At 68.8% G+C, this 17164-nt stretch carries 12 protein-coding genes and 1 tRNA gene; 6 read left to right on the forward strand and 7 right to left on the reverse strand.

Going from position 1 to position 17164, the window contains the following annotated elements; genetic code table 11:
• Positions 1-15: 15 nt before the first annotated feature.
• Positions 16-2754, reverse strand: a complete 2739-nt coding sequence (locus J7500_RS09415) for an HAD-IC family P-type ATPase (protein WP_294061453.1) — start codon at positions 2752-2754, stop codon at positions 16-18.
• A 65-nt stretch (positions 2755-2819) separates the two neighbouring features.
• On the opposite strand from J7500_RS09415, the gene J7500_RS09420 reads away from it, so the two are divergent.
• From J7500_RS09420 to J7500_RS09435, 4 genes are all read left to right on the forward strand, one after another.
• Positions 2820-3593, forward strand: a complete 774-nt coding sequence (locus tag J7500_RS09420) for a hypothetical protein (RefSeq protein WP_294061454.1) — start codon at positions 2820-2822, stop codon at positions 3591-3593.
• A 213-nt stretch (positions 3594-3806) separates the two neighbouring features.
• Entirely contained in the window at positions 3807-5288 is a 1482-nt protein-coding gene (locus tag J7500_RS09425; RefSeq protein WP_294061455.1) for an efflux transporter outer membrane subunit, read from the forward strand.
• A complete protein-coding gene (locus tag J7500_RS09430; RefSeq protein WP_294061456.1) occupies positions 5285-6418 on the forward strand; it encodes an efflux RND transporter periplasmic adaptor subunit in 1134 nt (377 codons plus the stop codon). Before J7500_RS09425 ends, J7500_RS09430 begins: the two co-directional genes overlap by 4 nt.
• Positions 6419-6422: 4 nt before the next feature.
• Positions 6423-9488 carry an efflux RND transporter permease subunit gene (locus tag J7500_RS09435; protein WP_294061457.1) on the forward strand — a complete coding sequence of 1022 codons (3066 nt, stop codon included), beginning with the start codon at positions 6423-6425 and terminating at the stop codon, positions 9486-9488.
• Here J7500_RS09435 and J7500_RS09440 read toward each other — a convergent pair.
• The 3 genes from J7500_RS09440 to recJ all read right to left on the reverse strand — a co-directional run bounded on the left by J7500_RS09440 (position 9485) and on the right by recJ (position 12176).
• Positions 9485-10135, reverse strand: coding sequence for a dihydrofolate reductase family protein (locus tag J7500_RS09440; RefSeq protein WP_294061458.1), 651 nt, complete (start codon positions 10133-10135; stop codon positions 9485-9487). The genes J7500_RS09435 and J7500_RS09440 overlap by 4 nt on opposite strands.
• 149 nt (positions 10136-10284) lie before the next feature.
• Positions 10285-10359 (reverse strand) — tRNA-Glu (locus J7500_RS09445).
• 53 nt (positions 10360-10412) lie between these two features.
• Complete coding sequence (gene recJ / locus J7500_RS09450) at positions 10413-12176, reverse strand: single-stranded-DNA-specific exonuclease RecJ (RefSeq protein WP_294061459.1); 1764 nt, start codon at positions 12174-12176, stop codon at positions 10413-10415.
• A gap of 292 nt (positions 12177-12468) precedes the next feature.
• On the opposite strand from recJ, the gene J7500_RS09455 reads away from it, so the two are divergent.
• Together J7500_RS09455 and J7500_RS09460 are read left to right on the forward strand one after the other, a co-directional pair.
• Positions 12469-12861, forward strand: a complete 393-nt coding sequence (locus J7500_RS09455) for a hypothetical protein (RefSeq protein WP_294061460.1) — start codon at positions 12469-12471, stop codon at positions 12859-12861.
• A 592-nt stretch (positions 12862-13453) separates the two neighbouring features.
• Positions 13454-14662 carry a family 16 glycosylhydrolase gene (locus J7500_RS09460; RefSeq protein ID WP_294061461.1) on the forward strand — a complete coding sequence of 403 codons (1209 nt, stop codon included), beginning with the start codon at positions 13454-13456 and terminating at the stop codon, positions 14660-14662.
• Positions 14663-14673: 11 nt separating this feature from the next.
• Here the strand turns inward: J7500_RS09460 and J7500_RS09465 are convergent, their stop codons facing one another.
• The 3 genes from J7500_RS09465 to J7500_RS09475 form a co-directional block, all read right to left on the reverse strand.
• Positions 14674-15396 (reverse strand): 2OG-Fe(II) oxygenase, encoded by a 723-nt coding sequence (locus tag J7500_RS09465; RefSeq protein WP_294061462.1) that lies wholly within the window; start codon positions 15394-15396, stop codon positions 14674-14676.
• 122 nt (positions 15397-15518) lie between these two features.
• Positions 15519-16379, reverse strand: coding sequence for an RcnB family protein (locus J7500_RS09470; protein ID WP_294061463.1), 861 nt, complete (start codon positions 16377-16379; stop codon positions 15519-15521).
• Between the two features lie 109 nt (positions 16380-16488).
• Positions 16489-17007 (reverse strand): (2Fe-2S)-binding protein, encoded by a 519-nt coding sequence (locus J7500_RS09475; RefSeq protein WP_294061464.1) that lies wholly within the window; start codon positions 17005-17007, stop codon positions 16489-16491.
• Between the last annotated feature and the right edge of the window lie 157 nt (positions 17008-17164).

The raw sequence follows: 17164 nt of genomic DNA on the forward strand, positions 1-17164 counted from the left end.
TTTGGCCAGCGGCGGCTAGGCGCGCGAAATCGCCGCCGCGCGCAACGCGGGGATCGACCGGATGGCGAGCTTCTCGATCTCGACCACGAGGAAGAAGACGATGCCCCCGGCAAACAGCCAGAGCCAGGTGCGCGAGGGCAGCCCCTCGGTATCGAACACCGCCTGGAGCGGGGCAGTGTAGGTGAACAGCAGCTGGAGCACGACCACCCCGCCGATCCCCGCCCAGAGCACCGGATTGCCCGTGTGCGCGCGCAGCGACAGCGAGGAATCGAGCAGGTAGCGGCTGTTGAGCAGATAGAAGACCTGCCCCATGGTGATGGCATTGACAGCCGCGGTGCGCGCCAGCGGATCGGAGGCGCCCTGCGCCTTCATCCAGAAGAAGGTGGCTAGCGTGTAGAGCAGCAGCGCCGCTCCGACGAAGAGGATGCGCCAGATCCCGAAGCCGGTGATGATCGGACGATCGATGGGTCGCGGCGGACGCCGCATCACGTCGGCCTCGTGCGGCTCGAATGCGATGACGAGACCGAGCGCGACCGAAGTGATCATGTTCACCCACAGCACCTGCGGTGCCGTGATCGGCAGCGTCAGGCCGAACAGGATGGCCACCGCGATCACCGCGCCCTGCGCGATGTTGGTGGGCAGCATGAAGAGCATGGCCTTTTCGATGTTGTTGTAGACCGTGCGCCCTTCCTTCACCGCCGCGGAGATCGAAGCGAAATTGTCGTCGGCGAGGATCATCGCCGCGGCTTCCTTGGTCACTTCGGTCCCCTTGATGCCCATGGCGACGCCGATGTCGGCCTTCTTGAGCGCGGGCGCGTCGTTCACGCCGTCGCCGGTCATCGCGACGATCTGGCGATCGGCCTGGATCGCCTTGACCAGCCGCAGCTTGTGCTCGGGGCTGGCGCGGGCGAAGACGTCGACTTCGCGGACGCAGTCCTGCAACTCGGCGTCGTTCATCGTCTCGATCGCAGTGCCGGCCACGGCGGTCCTGCCGTCACCGATCCCGAGCATATTCGCGATCGCCGCCGCGGTGATCTTGTGATCGCCCGTGATCATCGTCACGCGGATGCCGCCGGCCTGGCATTCGCGCACCGCGTCGATGGCTTCCTTGCGCGGCGGGTCCATGAGGCCGACGAGCCCGAGGAGCACGAGCGTCCTGGGCAGATCCTGCGGGCCGAGATTGCCGGCAGCGAGCCCCGGGTTCGGCAGCCAGGCGAGGCCCAGCACGCGCTCGCCCTGCGCTGCGAGCCGGTCGCCTTCGCGCATGAAGCGCTCGCGGTCGAGCGGCGCCGGCCCGGCCGCAGTCTGCTGGCGGTCGCAATGGTCGAGGATCACTTCGGGCGCGCCCTTGACAAGCAGCATCTCGCCGCCCGCGAACCGGTTGAGCGTCGCCATGAACTTGTGCTCGGACTCGAACGGGATGGCGTCGATCCGCGGCGAGGCGGCGGTCTCGCTCGCCCGGTCCAGCCCGAGCTTGGCGGCGAAGGGATAGAGCGCGCCTTCGGTGGGATCGCCCTCGACCTTCCACTTGCCCTCTTGCTGGAGCAGCTCGGCATCGTTGCACAGCATCGACACGCGCCCCATCAGCGCGAGCGGCTCCGGCACGGCGGAGACGGGTTCGCCGTCGACGGTGACTTGTCCCTCGGGCGCATAGCCTTCGCCGGCAACCGTGTAGACTCCGTCCGCGGTCACCGCCGAGGTCACCATCATCTCCATCAGCGTCAGCGTGCCGGTCTTGTCCGAGCAGATCCGCGACACCGAGCCGAGCGTCTCGACGGCGGGCAGGCGCCGGATGATGGCATTACGCCGGGCCATGCGCTGCACCCCGAGTGCGAGCGTGATCGTGATCAGCGCCGGCAGCCCCTCGGGGATCACCGAGACGGCGACGCCGACCACCGCCTGGAACAGCGCGACATAGCTCATTTCGCTCAGCCAGTGCCCCCAGGCGAAGAGCACGACGCCGAGGATGACGATGGCGGCGGTGATCACATAACCGAAGCGCTTGATCTGGCGCAGCAGCGGCGTCTGGAGCGCGCTCACTTCGGCGAGCATCTGGTTGATCCGGCCGAGCTCGGTGCGGTTGCCGGTCGCTATGACGATGCCCGTGGCGCGGCCGGAGACCACCATGGTGCCGGAGAAGCCCATGTTCGCGCGGTCGCCGATGGTGGCCCGGGTGGGGACCGGCTCGACGGTCTTGTCGACCGGGACCGATTCCCCCGTCAGTGCCGCTTCCTCGGCGCGAAGGTTGCGGGCGTCGATCAGCCGGAGGTCCGCGGGGATCTTGTCGCCGGATTCGAGGAGCACGACGTCGCCCGGCACCAGCGATTCGCCGGGGACCAGGCGAGTGTCGCCGCCGCGCAGCACGCGCGCCTGGGCCGGCAGCATGTCGCGGATCGCCTCGAGTGCCTTTTCGGCGCGGCCCTCCTGCAGGAACCCCAGCAGCGCGTTGAGGATCACCACGGCGAAGATGATCGACGCATCGAGCCACAGGCTGAGCATCAGCTTGATGAAGCCCGACACGAGCAGCACGTAGATGAGGATGTTGTCGAGCTGCGAGAGGAACCGCAGCAGCGGCCCCTTCTTCCGGCCATGCGGAAGGCGATTGGGGCCATAGGTCTGCAGTCGCCCGGCGGCTTCGTCCGCGTCGAGGCCAAGCGCGGGATCGACGTGCAGCCGCTTGGCTGCCTCCTCGGCGGGCAGGGCGTGCCATGGCAGCGAATCCGTTTCCGATACCGCGGTCTCGGCTGGGCTCATGCCTGCTCCTTCCGGGCGCGCGGCCCTCTGGTCGGCTCGACCGGATGATAGCCGATCGGATCGATATGGGCAGCTATCCGCAACCCTTGGTCGGCGGGGTTTATTCCCCGGGTTCGCGTAGGAAGCGCAGCAACACGCGTTCTTCAGCCGATCGTTACCTTTGCTCCGCCATGCTCCGGTCGCCAAAAGCGAGGAAGCCCAGCATGACGGCCGTTTCGAAGCGTGCATTCACGTCCGCGCGGCACGCCCAGCGCCGCGCGCTCAACGCCGCGTGTCGCGATCTCATCCGGGGAAAGAAATGGCGTTCGTCGCAGGGCGTGCTGTTTGCGGAGCGGGGCGCCTGGTTCGTCGCCGTCGCCGAGATGACCAATGTTCTCCGCGAAGAGACTTCGGCCAGGCTGATCGTCAAACCGATGGTCGCCGATCCGGTCTTCTGGGATCTGGTGGGCGAGCCGCAGTTGCGCATGCAGCCGCTGTCCTTTCGCTATTTCGGTGCGCTCGCCTGCCCCGGATTGATCCTGGGCGAGCCCGAGATAAGCGAGGAGGGTGGGGTCCCGGCGATCGCGCGCCGTCTGCTCGAATTGGGAGAGGCGACACTCCAGGAGGTTGCCGGCTGGACTGTCGACGAATTCCTCGGAAGGATCGCCGCCGACGTCAATCCGCCACGGCTCATGCCGACCACGGTCGCGACGCTGGTCGCATCGGGCCGCATGGCTGAAGCGCTGGCCTTGTGCGAAGAGGCCGTTGCCAGGCGCGAGATCGGTGGCTTTCTCTCGCGCGGCGGGAGCTTTCCCGAAAAGGCGGCGGGGTGGATCAGGGCGAGCGTCGCGGCGGCGTGAACTGGCGATTTGCTGCTGCGCTGCCCCTAGCACGCGCGGTGCAGTAGGGGTTTGCCCTGATCCGCGGGATTGAAAGACCCCAGCCGGGAACCAATCCGTTCCCGCCGCGCTACCAAACACGCGATTCGCTGGCGAAACGACATGGGGAGGGAAGCTTCGGATCCTCTCTCCGGCAGGTCCGCGCACGCATTTATATCATGGTGCGGGTGGCTGATGGACGAGACCACCAAGGTCAGGAAAGGGCAACGCGGCCGGCTCGTCCTTGCCGTCGTGACTTGCTCGACGCTTTCCGCTTGCGTGAGCGCGCCGCCCGTTCGCACCGCCGACACGGCGCTTCCGGTCTCCTATACGCCCACTAGCGGGGCGCTGCCGGCGGTGGCGCTCGATCGCTGGTGGGACCTTTATCGCGACCCTCAGCTGACGCAGCTCGTCGACCAGGCGCTCAGCCGCGGCTTCGATACGCGCGAGGCCTTCGCCAGGCTGGAGGAAGCGCGGGCGATACGTTCGGGCGCGCTCAGCCAGTTCGGGCTGCAGGGGAGCCTGTCGGCCAACGCGCAGGTGCAGCGGACCGAGCAGATCACCGGAGGCGCGAGCGTCGACGTGCCGGGCGTGGATCTCGGTTCGCTCGGCGGGAGCAGCCGGACGAGCACTTCGGCCGGAGTGACGCTGCCGGTGAGCTGGGAGCTCGACCTGTTCGGGCGGCGCGGCGTCACCGAGCGGACGGCCAATGCCGATCTCGCCGCGGCGCGGTTCAACTACGAGGGGGTTCGGGCGGCGACGGCCGCCGAGGTAGCGCGCGCGCTGTTCCAGGCGCGGGGCCTTGCCACCCAACTCGAGGACGCGCGTGCCACCGCGACGATCCAGCGCCGCCTGTTCGACCTGCTCAGCCGCCGCGCGGATCGGGGGCTCGCCGCGCGGTCCGAGGCCGATCGGGTCGGTGCCGACGTCGCACAGGCCGAGGCCCAGGCGACCGACTTGACGGCTGCGCTCGACGCGTCGCGCCGGGCATTGCTGCTGCTCGTCGGATCGGGAACCCGGCCGATCGGCGCGCTCGCGATCTCGCCTGCGGTGGCCTCGCCGCCGCAGGTGCCCGCGGCAGTGCCCGGCGACCTGCTGCAGCGGCGCCCCGACGTGCGCGAGGCCGAGGCGCGGCTGCGCTCGGCGACGGGCAATGTGCGGCTCGCCGAGCTCGACTTCTTCCCGCGCATCACGCTCCAGCCCTCGCTGGGGCTCAACTATGCCTCGGGCGCGCTCGGGGGCCTGTCCGCGGTCGCCGGACTCGGGGCGGGGCTGACCGCGCCGATCTTCGACGGGGCACGGCTGCGCGCGCAGCTCGGCGTCTCGGGCGCGCGCGCCGAACAGGCGGTGCTTGCCTATGAACGCACCGTGCAGGGCGCCTATTCGGAAGCCGATCAGGCACTGATCCGCCTCGTCGCCGATCGCGACCGGATCGCAAGGCTGGAGCGCGGCGTCGCGGCGGCGCAGCGCGCCTATGACGCGGCGCTGAAGCGCTTCGATCTGGGCTTCTCCGACCTGCAGGAAGTGCTCGACGCCGAGCGCGTCGCGCGGGCCGCGCGCACGGCGCGGACCACCGCGCGCGTCGATGCGCTGCAGCGTTCGGTCCAGGCATTCCAGGCGCTCGGTGGGGGCTGGGATACCCGCCTGCCGGGCAGCGATATCCGGGGTATGAGATGATCGCAGGATCTTCAGCAAAGACATGGGCGCTCGGACTTGCAGCGGCGCTCGCCGCCTGCTCCGGCAACGGCGGCGAGACGACCAACGCGAGCGAGGCCGGGACAGCCCGGGCCGTGACCGTCGCGCATGTGCAGCTCCGCCCGATGACCGGCACCTTCGCCGCCTCGGGCCTGCTCCTGGCGCGCGAGGAGGCGGCGGTGGACTCGGAGCTGTCGGGCTACCGCGTCGCCCAGGTGCTGGTGGACGAAGGCGATGTCGTGCGCGCCGGCCAGCCGCTCGCGCGGCTCGACGACACCCTGCTCCAGTCGCGGATCGCGCAGGCGCGCGCGCAGCTCGCGCAATCCCAGGCGCAGGCGGCGCAGGCGCAAGGGGAGGCGGCCCGCGTGCGCGGCCTCGACGGGACCGGCGTGCTCGCCGACGAGCAGATCGCCGCTCGCCGCTTCCAGGCCAAGAGCGCTGCGGCCGCCGTGGGTGTGTCGCGCGCGTCGCTGCAGGACCTGCAGACGCAGCAGAGCCGGATGATGATCCGCTCGCCCGTCGACGGCGTGATCCTCCAGCGCAACGCGCGTCCAGGCGAGATCGCGGCGCCCGGGGGCGATCCGATGTTTCGCATCGCGCGCAACCGCCTCATCGAGCTCGACGCCGAGGTGCCGGAGGACGGGCTCGTGTCGATCCGCCCGGGCACCACGGCGCGCGTCACTCTACCCTCGGGCGCCACGCTGACGGGCAGCGTCCGCTTCGTCTCGCCGCGCGTCGATCCGCAGACCAAGCTCGGGCGCGTTCGGGTCCGTCTGCCGGTACATCCGGACCTTCGCGCAGGCGGCTTCGCGCGCGCCGAGTTCCTCCGGCCGGCCCGCCCCGTGCCCGCGGTCCCGGAGCGCGCCATCCAGTTCGAGGCGAGCGGGCCGAGCGTCATCCTGATCAACCAGCAGAACCGCGCGCACCGGCAGGCGATCCGCCCGGGGGTTCGTTCGGAGGGCTGGGTCGAGCTGGTGCAAGGGCCGGGCGTGGGCAGCCGCGTGGCGCTCGGCGGCGGCGCCTTCCTGCTCGAAGGCGACCTCGTGCGCCCCGTAGAGGAGCAGGTCAACGGCCCGGCGCCGGCCGCCACGCCCAAGGCGGGGGGAGGCTAGGGCGATGCACATTTCGGCCTGGGCGATCCGCAACCCGATCCCGGTCTCGGTGCTGTTCATCATCCTGCTGATCGCAGGCGCCGCGGGCTATCGCTCGCTGCCGATCAAGCTGCTGCCCGACGTGTCCTTTCCAGTCGTCCAGGTCACCGTCTCGCTCTCCGGCGCCGCGCCCAGCGAGGTCGAGACCCAGATCACGCGCGAGGTGGAGGCGGCGGTGTCGAACGTCGCGGGCGTCAATCACGTCCAGTCCACCGTGTCGCTCGGCGTCTCCTCGACCACGGTCGAGTTCGAAGTCGGCGAGGATCCGCAGCGCGCCACCGACGAGGTGCGCGCCGCGGTCGACCGGATCCGGCAGGACCTTCCGCGTGGGATCGAGGAGCCGATCGTCGAGCGGTTCAACATCGATAGCCAGCCGATCGTCACCTACGCGGTCTCCGCGCCGGGCATGTCGGACGTCGACCTTAGCTGGTTCGTCGACGACACGGTTGCGCGGCGGCTGATCACCGCCAGCGGCGTCGCGCAGGTCACGCGGCTCGGCGGCGTCGACCGCGAGATCAACGTCACGCTCGATCCCGCGCGGCTCGAGGCGCTGGGGCTCACGGCGCCGCAGGTCAACAACGCGCTGCTCGGGGTCAATCTCGACGCGCCGGGCGGCCGCGCGGAGATCGGCGGGCGCGAGCAGACGGTGCGCGTGCTCGGTGCCGCGGAGACCGAGGCGAGCCTGCGCGAACTGATGGTGCCCACCGGCGGCGGCAACCGCATCCGCCTGGGGGACGTCGCGACAGTGGCGAGCGGCGCCGCCGAACGCACCGGCTTCGCCCAGCTCAACGGCGAGCCGGTGGTCGCCTTCCAGGTGATGAAGACCAAGACCGCGTCGGACGTCGCCGTCGAGGACAATGTCGCCGCCGCGGTCGCGCAGCTCCAGACCGAGCGTCGCGACGTCACCTTCCGCAAGATCGTGTCGACTGCGCAGAACACGCGCGACAGCTTCAGCGCGACGCTCCACACGCTGATCGAAGGCATGCTGCTCGCCGCGATTGTCGTCTTCTTCTTCCTGCGCGACTGGCGCAGCACGCTGATCGCGGCACTCGCGATGCCGATCTCGCTGATCCCGACCTTCGCGGCTATGGCCCTGCTCGATTTCAGCCTGAACATGATCACGCTGCTCGCGCTGACGCTGGTCATCGGCATCCTCGTCGACGACGCCATCGTCGAGATCGAGAATATCCAGAAGCGCATCGAGACGGGCGAGTCGCCCTATCAGGCTGCACTAGTCGGGGCAGACCAGATCGGGCTTGCGGTCGTGGCGACGACCATGACGATCGTCGTCGTCTTCCTGCCGGTCTCGTTCCTGGGCGGGGTGGTCGGGCAGTTCTTCCGGGAATTCGGCCTCACGGTCGCCATTTCGGTACTCTGCTCGCTCCTCGTCGCGCGCCTGCTGACGCCCTTGCTCGCGGCCTATTTCCTCAAGCCCGCAGGCGACCCGCATCCGCGCAAGCCCTTCACCGGCCGCTATCGCAAGATGATCGAATGGGCGCTCACCAATCGCTGGAAGTCGCTGGGGAGCGGCCTGGCGATCTTCGTCTTTTCGCTGTTCCTCGCGACGCTGCTGCCCACCGGCTTCACCCCGCCGAGCGACAACGGCATCGTCCAGCTCACGCTCGAGGGCGCGCCCGGCGCGACGCTGAATGACATGCGCAACGCCAATGCCGTGCTGACCCGCGAACTGCGCAAGCGCCAGGACGTCGATCTGGTCTTCACCTCGGTGGGCAGCGGAGGGGATACGCGTGCGGGCAACTCCACGGTCGTGCTGAAGGAGGATCGCAACCTCACCACGCAGGAATTTCAGGCGGCGATCCGGCCGCTGCTTCTCGACGTGCCCGACGTCCGGCTCGGCTTCGGCCAGTCCGGGGCAGGGGGCAGCAGCACGGTGCAGATTCTGCTGTCGAGCGAGAACAGCGAGCGGCTCGCCCAGGCAGCGGCGACGCTCGAGCAGCAGATGCGGCGTCTTCCCGAACTGGCCAACGTCCACCAGGTGACGCCGCGGCCGGGGTCCGAGCTGATCATCCGGCTGCGGCCCGACGAAGCGGCGCGGCTGGGCGTCACCTCCGAAAGCGTGGCCTCGATCGCGCGGGTGGCGACGCTCGGCGACATCGACGCCAACACGCCCAAGTTCAACCAGGGCGAGCAGCGGCTCAACATCCGCGTGCGCCTGCCCGAATATGCCCGCGCCGACCTCAACGTGATCCAGGCGCTGCGCGTGCCCACCGCCAGCGGCGCGGCCGTACCCCTGTCCGCGGTCGCGGACCTGACCTTCCAGCCGGGCGTCGCGAGGATCGAGCGGTTCGACCGCGAGCGGCGCGCGACGATCGAGGCCGAGCTCAACGGCGTCTCGCTCGGCCAGGCGATGGAGAAGATCAACGCGCTGCCGATCATGCGCAACCTGCCCGAAGGCGTGACTCAGCCCGCCTACGGCCAGGCCGAGAATATGGCCGAGCTGTTCGGCAGCTTCGGCGCGGCGATGCTGGCGGGTATCGGCATGGTGGTCGGTGTGCTGGTGCTGTTGTTCCGCAGCTTCTTCAAGCCGATCACCATCATCGCGGCGCTGCCGCTGTCGCTCGCCGGTGCCTTCGTAGGGTTGCTCGTCGGGGGCGCGGAGCTCAATCTGCCGGCGATGATCGGCCTGCTCATGCTGATGGGGCTCGCGGCCAAGAACTCGATCCTGCTGGTCGAGCATGCCATCGAATCCGAGCGCGCCGGCACGAGCCAGCACGACGCGCTGATCGAAGCGTGCCGCGAGCGCGCGCGGCCGATCGTAATGACGACCTTTGCGATGGTCGCCGGCATGATGCCGACGGCACTGGGCATCGGCGAGGGTTCGGAGTTCCGCGTGCCGATGGCGCTGGCGGTGATCGGTGGGCTCATCTCGTCCACCGCGCTGTCGCTGGTGCTGGTCCCGGTGGTCTATGAATTCATCGACGACATCGAGATGAAGGTCCGTCCGCGGCTGGCGCGACTGGCGACGCCGAGGACGCCGGAGATCGAGCCCGGCCCCGCGCGACCGACCTAGCCGGTCGGGCGCCCGAGCACGAAGTGGGTCGCCAGTTCGGTGGCGGTGGATTCGATGACTTCGAAGCCCATAGCCTGCAGGTCGAGCCCCTCGAACATCGCCTCGCCGCGTCCGAGCAGGATCGGCGAAATCGCAAAGTGCAGCTCGTCGATCAGGCCCGCCTGCAGATATTGCCGGACGGTCGAGACGCCGCCGCCGATCTTGACGTCCTTTCCTCCCGCCGCCTCGCGGGCGCAATCGAGCGCGGCATGGATCCCGTCGGTGACGAAGTGGAACACGGTGCCGCCCTCCATCACGATCGGATCGCGGGCATGATGGGTCAGCACGAACGTCGGGGCGTGATAGGGCGGGTTGTCTCCCCACCAGCCCTTCCAGCTCTCGTCCGGCCATTCGCCGCGCACGGGGCCGAACATGTTGCGGCCGAGGATGAAGGCGCCGAAGCCGTCCATCGAGCGATGGGCGAAGCGTTCGTCCACGCCCTCGGAACCCCCGCTCTTGCCGATCATCGCCTGAAAGGTCCGGGTCCCGAAGAGCCAGTTGTGGAGCTCCTCGCCGCCCTTGCCCAGCGGATCCTTGAGCGTCTGCTCGGGACCGGCTCCGAACCCGTCCAGGGACAGGGAAAACCCCGCGACTCTGACACGCCCCACACCAGCCTCCTCTGTTGCGGGGACCATGCTGCCCTGCCGGGCTCGGCTTCGCAATCGCGACGTCAAGCGTCTCTCAAGCGCCGAAAGATGAGGGGTGGAGCGGCTGCCGATGAGGCAGTGATCACCTGAAAAACCGTGCGTTTTCAAGGTGGTGACCCCTACGGGAATCGAACCCGTGTTTCAGCCGTGAAAGGGCCGCGTCCTAACCGCTAGACGAAGGGGCCATGCCGAAGCGTGGAAGCGCCCGTTAGGCAAGGATCGCCGCCGGGTCAACACCTCAATCCGCCCAGGCCGCATCTTCTATGTGGAGCTCGGCGGCGGGGCGGGGGCCCCAGTCGTCGATCTTGGCCCGGCCGGCGAGCCAGAGCTTGCGGTGGCGCGGGGCCGAAAGGAGTGCGGCGCCCAGCTCGCTGTCTGCCTGGCGGAAGGCGACCGCCTTGATGCTGCGCCCGTCGTCGCCCGCCACGATCACGCGAACATGGCCATTGCCGACGACATCGGCCTTGATCACCGACAGCGGCCCGGCGGCGACGCGGGGCGCAGGCCAGCCCATGCCATAGGGGCCGCCGGCCTCCATCGCATTGACCAGATCGGGCGAGACACCGCCCGGAGCCACCACCGCGTCAACCAGCAGCGCGCGCTCGCCCATCGCCTCGGTGACACGCGCGGCGAGCCGTTCCTCGAGGAAATCGGCGAAGGGATCGAGCTGCGATTCGGCGATCGTCACGCCGCAGGCCATGGCATGGCCGCCGCCGGCATGGAGCAGCCCGGCGTCCTTGGCGGCGAGCACCGCGGCACCGAGGTCGACGCCCGCGATCGAGCGGCCCGAGCCCTTGCCGACGCCGTCCTCGTCGAGCGCGATGACGATCGTCGGGCGGCCGAGCTTCTCCTTGAGTCGGCCGGCGACGATGCCGATCACGCCCGGATGCCAGCCGCGCGCGGCGATCACCGCGACGGCGCGGTTGCCCTTGGCGAGGCAGAGCTCCTCGGCGCCGAGCTGGACCTGGCTCTCGATCGCGCGGCGCTCTTCGTTGAGCGCGTCCAGCTCGGTGGCGATCGCGCGCGCCTCGGCGGGGTCGCGGGTGGTGAGCAGGCGCACGCCGAGGTCCGAACGACCGACGCGGCCGCCGGCGTTGATGCGGGGCCCGAGCGCGAAGCCGAGATCGGTGCAGGTCGGCGCGCGCGTGAGGCGCGAAGCCTCGATCAGCGCGGCGAGGCCGATGTTGCGGCGCTGCGCCATGACCTTGAGGCCTTGCGCAACGAAGGCGCGGTTGAGGCCCTTGAGCTGCGCGACATCGGCGACGGTGCCGAGCGCGACGAGATCGAGCAAGTCGAGCAGCCGCGGCTCGGAGCGCGACGCGAAGAAGCCGCGCGCGCGGAGCGATCGGATCAGCGCGGCGCCGAGCAGGAAGGCGACGCCGACCGCAGCGAGATGGCCGTGCGCCGCGCCCTCGGTCTCGTCGAGCCGGTTGGGGTTGATCAGCGCATAGGCCTCGGGAAGCTCGGAGGCACATTTGTGATGGTCGCAGACGATCACCTCGGCGCCCGCCGCGCGCGCCATCGCGAGCGCCTCGAACGCCTGGGCGCCGCAATCGACGGTGACGATCAGGCTCGCGCCTTCGGACTTGAGCCGCACCAGCGCCTCGCCCGAGGGACCATAGCCCTCCATCAGCCGATCGGGGATATAGGGACGCGCCTCGAGCCCGAGGTCGCGCAGCAGCAGGATGAGCAGCGCGGCGGAAGTGGCGCCATCGACGTCGTAATCGCCGAAGATCGCGACCTGCTCGCGCGCCTCGACGGCGTCGGCGAGGCGATCGGCGGCCTTGTCCATGTCGTTGAAGATCGACGGATCGGGCATGAAGGCGCGGATGCTGGGCGCGCGGTGCGCCTCGACCGCGTCGCGCGGGCAGCCGCGGGCGAGGAGGAGCTGGGTGACGAGATCGTCGGGGGCGAAGCCGGGGTCGCGCGCGTCGGCGGCGAGCCCGCGCCAGCGCCAGGGCTGGCCGAGGATCGAGCGGTGGATGTTGAGCACGGCGGTCATGCCGGAATGCCCGCGCCGCGGAAGTTTACAGTGCCGCGGAAGTTGACAAAGTTTGCACCCTCCGCAGGGTTTCTCATTTTCGCGGCCTTGCGCGCGCGAAAGGAATCGCCACCCGTGATTCGCCTGTCCGCCCCGCTTGCCATCGGGCTGGAGTGGCAGGCGAAATCCTATTTTGCCAGAGCCTTTGTGCAGGAGCGCCGGCTCCGGGGAGCACCCGGCGGCCGCGGGCGCGGATCTCACCGGGACCGGATCGCCCATTTGCGCACATCCGGATCGGAGATATGCTGTCCCGATGTGGCTGGTCATCGCACTCGGTCTGGCGTCCGCCGCCGCGCCTTCGGGGCAAGGCGTGACGGCCAAGGGAACGGCCTTCGGGCCGCGGCAGCGGCTCGTCTGCGACTGGTTCACCAACTTCGAGAATAGCCGGCTCGGGCACTGTAAGGTCGGGGGACGGACGGTACCGGGGTTCGAAGACGGAGCGTCCATCGAATGCGCTGGGCGGGCCTGTGAGCAGCTCGACGCAGAGGCGCGGAAGGTGGCCGGCTGGAAGCAGAGGGAGCCGGTCACGGGAACGTTCACCGTCGAATTCCATGGGCGCGTGGGGCCGCGGCGCGAACCGCGCTATCTCGGGGACGGCCACCGCACCGTGCTGATCGAACGGCTCGTGAAGGTCGAGAAGCGCTGAATTTCGGCAATGACCCTCATGTCGGCTCCGCCGACCCCGGTTGCTCGCGGCCAAGACCGCGCTGTTCGCCGCGCTGCCGCTGATGGCCTTCCTTTCGATGCACGCGATGGCGGACGCCTGGCCCGGCTGAGAGGCCGTGGAGCGGACGGGCCGGATGCGGTCCGTCGCATTTGTTCCCCGGTCTGACAGTTTTGCGACGAGTGGAGGATCAAAAATCCGCCAAAGGCTATAATGGGGTATCGCAGCAATTCAGCCGTGTGAGGCTTGCTTCGGGATATCATCAGCAATCATTGTGCGATTCCTAGTAACGGAGTGTTGCGCGCCGCTCCGTTAAACGAAGCTGCCTGAGAACGTCTGTCGATTCAAAAGGAGAGGTCGGTAACGGCGACGCGTTTGTCGCCGGACAACAGGAGGCGTGCTCATGCGTATCTTGTATTCACGCTCGTTTTTGGGCGCCGTGTCTGCCTGTGCGATCTCGGCCTGTTCGAGCGGGGGAGATTCCTCGCAAACGGCCGAAAGCGGCAAGGTCGTCGTGGCTGCGCCTGCGATCCCCACTCCAACCCCCACCGCGGTGCCGGAATCCACGACACGAGTGGCCGGGCCGCTCGCCAGCGCTTCGGCTTTCGCCGACTTCGACTTCGCGAACGGGACCAAATATCCCGAGCAGGCGACGGCCTCGGTCGGGCCCGCCTTCTATCGGCCGGGCTCCAATGTCGCCCATGTGCCGATCTCGCTCGATCGGCCGTCGCCGAACACAGTCATCGCGCGCGTGACGACCGAGGACGGGACCGGGCCGGTCAAGGGTGTGGCGGGCGTCAATTACCAGAGCATCTACAAGTCAGTGGTCTTCCGCCCGGGCGATCCGCTCACCAAGACGGTCGATGTGCCGATCCTGCTCGGCATTCCCCAGGCCGATTTCACCGTCCGCTTCGTCGAGGCGCCCTGGGGCGGCAAGATGGGGACCGACCGCGCGGCGGTGCAGTGCGATATCGTGCAGGAGCCCACGCCCGAGCAGACCGAGGGGCGCGCGCCGCGGACGTTTGCCGCGACCGGCACGCTTCAGTGGAAGATGAGCCGCGAGACGATGAAATGGTCCGACGCCGGGCATGACAAGGCCTGGTCGACCCAGCTTCCCAACGGCCGCTCGCAGCCGGGCAACCAGGAGACCGGCATGTACCTCGACGGATGGGTGTACCGCGGTCACGACATCGAGGCGCCGCTCCGCTACACCGACGGCGGGCTGGTGATGCACACGCAGAAGCTCAAGGAGCCGATGTACTGGGACCGGATCGGCTATCATTATGGCGCGATCGTGCTGAGCGGGCACAACACCCGCCCGCTGCAGATCGGCTATGGTCAATATGAATTCACCGCGAAGATGCCGTCGCGGCATGGCTCCTGGCCGGCGCTGTGGCTGATCTCCACCTCCGGCTGGCCGCCCGAGATCGACATCTACGAAGGCTTCGGCTTCGACGACTGGTGGAACTTCGATCGCCACGTCGCGCACACCATCCATGGCGGGGCCAATGCGACACGCAGCTTCCAGCAGGGTACCTTCCTGGACACGCAGGAGGTCTATGGCGTGGGTGGGTTCAGCAAGGGCTTCCATCGCTTCGCGGTAGACATCCAGCCCGACTACATCACCTGGTTCATCGACGGGGTGGAAACCTATCAGGCGGTGAATCCGTTCGACGGGTTCCGCTGGTATCCGATCATGAACGTCGCGGTGAAGACCTCGAGCGACTATGACGAGGGCTCGGGCGACATGATCGTCAAGGACGTACGGGTCTATTCGAACTGACGGCCGGCGCTCTATTCGTCGGTGGCGGTCTCGACGCCGGGAGACACATAGGTGTCGATCGGCTGGCGGAGCCAGGCTTCCTCGCGGAACCACTTGGTGACGATGTACTTGGTCCCCTCGATCACGCGCATGCCCTCGTGGAGCGTGTCGTAATTGGGGCTGCCGTCGGGGAGCATGTTGTTCCAGATGACGAGCAGGCGCTTCTTCGGCTTGAAGCGCAGCCCCGCGCGCGGGAACCAGGTGGCGCCGCCCTCGGTCACGTCGTTGAGATAGGCCATGGCGGTCCAGGTGCGCTGGCCGCCTGTCTCCTGCATCTTGGGCCAATAGGCGCTGGATTCGTGGAAATAGTCGCAGTGCGCGCGGAACTGCTGGTTGACCGCGTAGCGCTGGCCCTGGAGCGTCTCGGCGTTCTCGGCCGGGATGCCGAGCAGCCCGGCGATGCGCAGGTCGATCGGGCCGACGGTGTCGTCCCAGCGATTGAGATCCGAGCTGTCGCTGGTGCGATATTCGGGGTCCTCGCTCTTGGCGAGCAGGGTCGAGGGGCGCGAATTGGCGTCGATCAGCGCGACCAGCGCGTCGCATTCGGCGTCGGTCAGGAAATCCGGATAGGTGTACATCTGCGCGGCATCGGTCCTGGCGCGGCGCACGCCTGGGTTCGCCTCGAGCCGGGCCGCGACTTCGCGGCCGATGCGGGAGCGGTGCGGCGACGGGCCGCCCGAAATCTTCGCGATCACTTTCTTGTCCACCACGGAGTCCGAATTGCGCGGAGATCGCCGGATTGCAAGGCTTTGAAACGACGAGGGGGCCCGGCGTCTCCGCCGGACCCCCATGTCCCCTGGCAGGGGCGCAGGTGCGCTTACCAGAAGAAGTCGTAGATCGTGTCGACCACTTCGCCGGTGTCGACATCGACCAGGAGCGCATCGTTGTAATAGCGCACCCAGCGATAAGGGCCGTACACGTCCGGCAGGCGGTAGTAGAAGGGATCGTTGATCCAGTACTGCGGCGCGAAGAGCAGCGAGCTCAGCGTGTAGCCGATCGAGAAGCGGCGGTAGCCATAGCCCCAGCCCATCGGCGCATAGTAGCGCGGCAGGCGATAGATGCCGCGGTTCTGCGCGCGATAGCCGCGCCAGTCATAGCGATTGTCGTTGCGCCAGTTGTTGTTCCACCGGCCCGAGCTGCGGTTGCCGTCCCAGCGGCGGTCCGAGGTGGCGCGGCGGTCGTTCCAGTCGCGGTTGCCGCGGTTCCAGTCGCCGCGGTCGCCGCGATACTGCTGCGACTGCTGGCGCTGCTGATAGGCCTCGGGGCGCTGGCGATCGCCGCTCCAGCGCGTGCGGGCGCCGTCCTGGCCGCCGAAGCTGCGCTGGCCGCTCCACTGGCGACGCTGCTCGGCCTGCGGGGCCTGCTGCGGAACCGCCTGCTGGCGCTGGTACTGCGGCTGATACTGCTGCGGCGCGGCCTGCTGCTGGCGCTGCTGGCGCCAGTTGCCGTCGCCGCCGAGGCCGCCCCAGGAACGCTGCTGCTGCGGTTGCGGGGCCGAGGGCTGGCTCTGCTGCTGGCGCCACGAACCGCGGCTCTCGCGGGCTTGGGGTGCGGACTGCTGGCGGGCCTCGGACTGACCGCCACGGCCGCCCCAGCGGCCTCCCCGGTCCTGGGCGAGCGCCGCCGGCGGGACCAGGGCCGTTGCGGCGACGAGCACCGCGAGCAAGGTCTTCTTCATCGAACAAAGTCTCCGCTGGTCCGGCGAAGCGCCGGGCTACCAGATATGTCCCTGCTATCAGTCGGCCGATGAGCGGTTGCTGAATTGCGGTGAAAGCGATGTGAAAGAATCATTGCTCTCCAGCGGGTTCCGGGTTCCCGGCCTGGGGTTCGGCATCGGGCTCGGGCGCGGCGTCGCCGCGCGCGATCCGTGCCGCATCGCCGATCGCGCCGAGCAGCCGCGGATAGATGCCGCAACGGCAGATGTTGGGGATCGCGGCCTTGATGTCGTCCTCGGACGGGTTGCGGTTGGCGCGCAGCAGCACCGATGCTGCCATCACCACGCCGGGGATGCAATAGCCGCATTGGGGGACGTTGGCGGCGATCAGCGCCTGCTGGACCGGATGGCTGCGATCGCGCGGCAGCCCCTCGATCGTCGTGACGAAGGTACCCTCTAGCGCGCCGATCGTCTCCTGGCAGGCGAGCCGCGCGGTGCCGTCGACGTCGACCGTGCACGCGCCGCAATCGCCGGTGCCGCAGCCGAACTTGGTGCCGGTGAGGTTGGAGGCGTCGCGCAGCGCCCAGAGGAGCGGGGTGCGCGGGTCCATCTTGTATTCGACCGGCTGGTTGTTGACGGTGAAGCGAGTCACTTGTTCCCCTTCCGCTTGCGGGAGGGGTTAGGGGAGGGGCTGTTCGTGGGAGCCATGGCTTCGACCATGCCCTCGCCCGACCCCTCCCGCAAGCGGAAGGGAAGCGCAGAGAAACCGCGCGTTTCCGAAACCGCCATTGCGGCATGCGCACAGGAGC

This window comes from Sphingomonas sp. (assembly GCF_017744835.1).
Lineage (GTDB): Bacteria > Pseudomonadota > Alphaproteobacteria > Sphingomonadales > Sphingomonadaceae > Sphingomonas.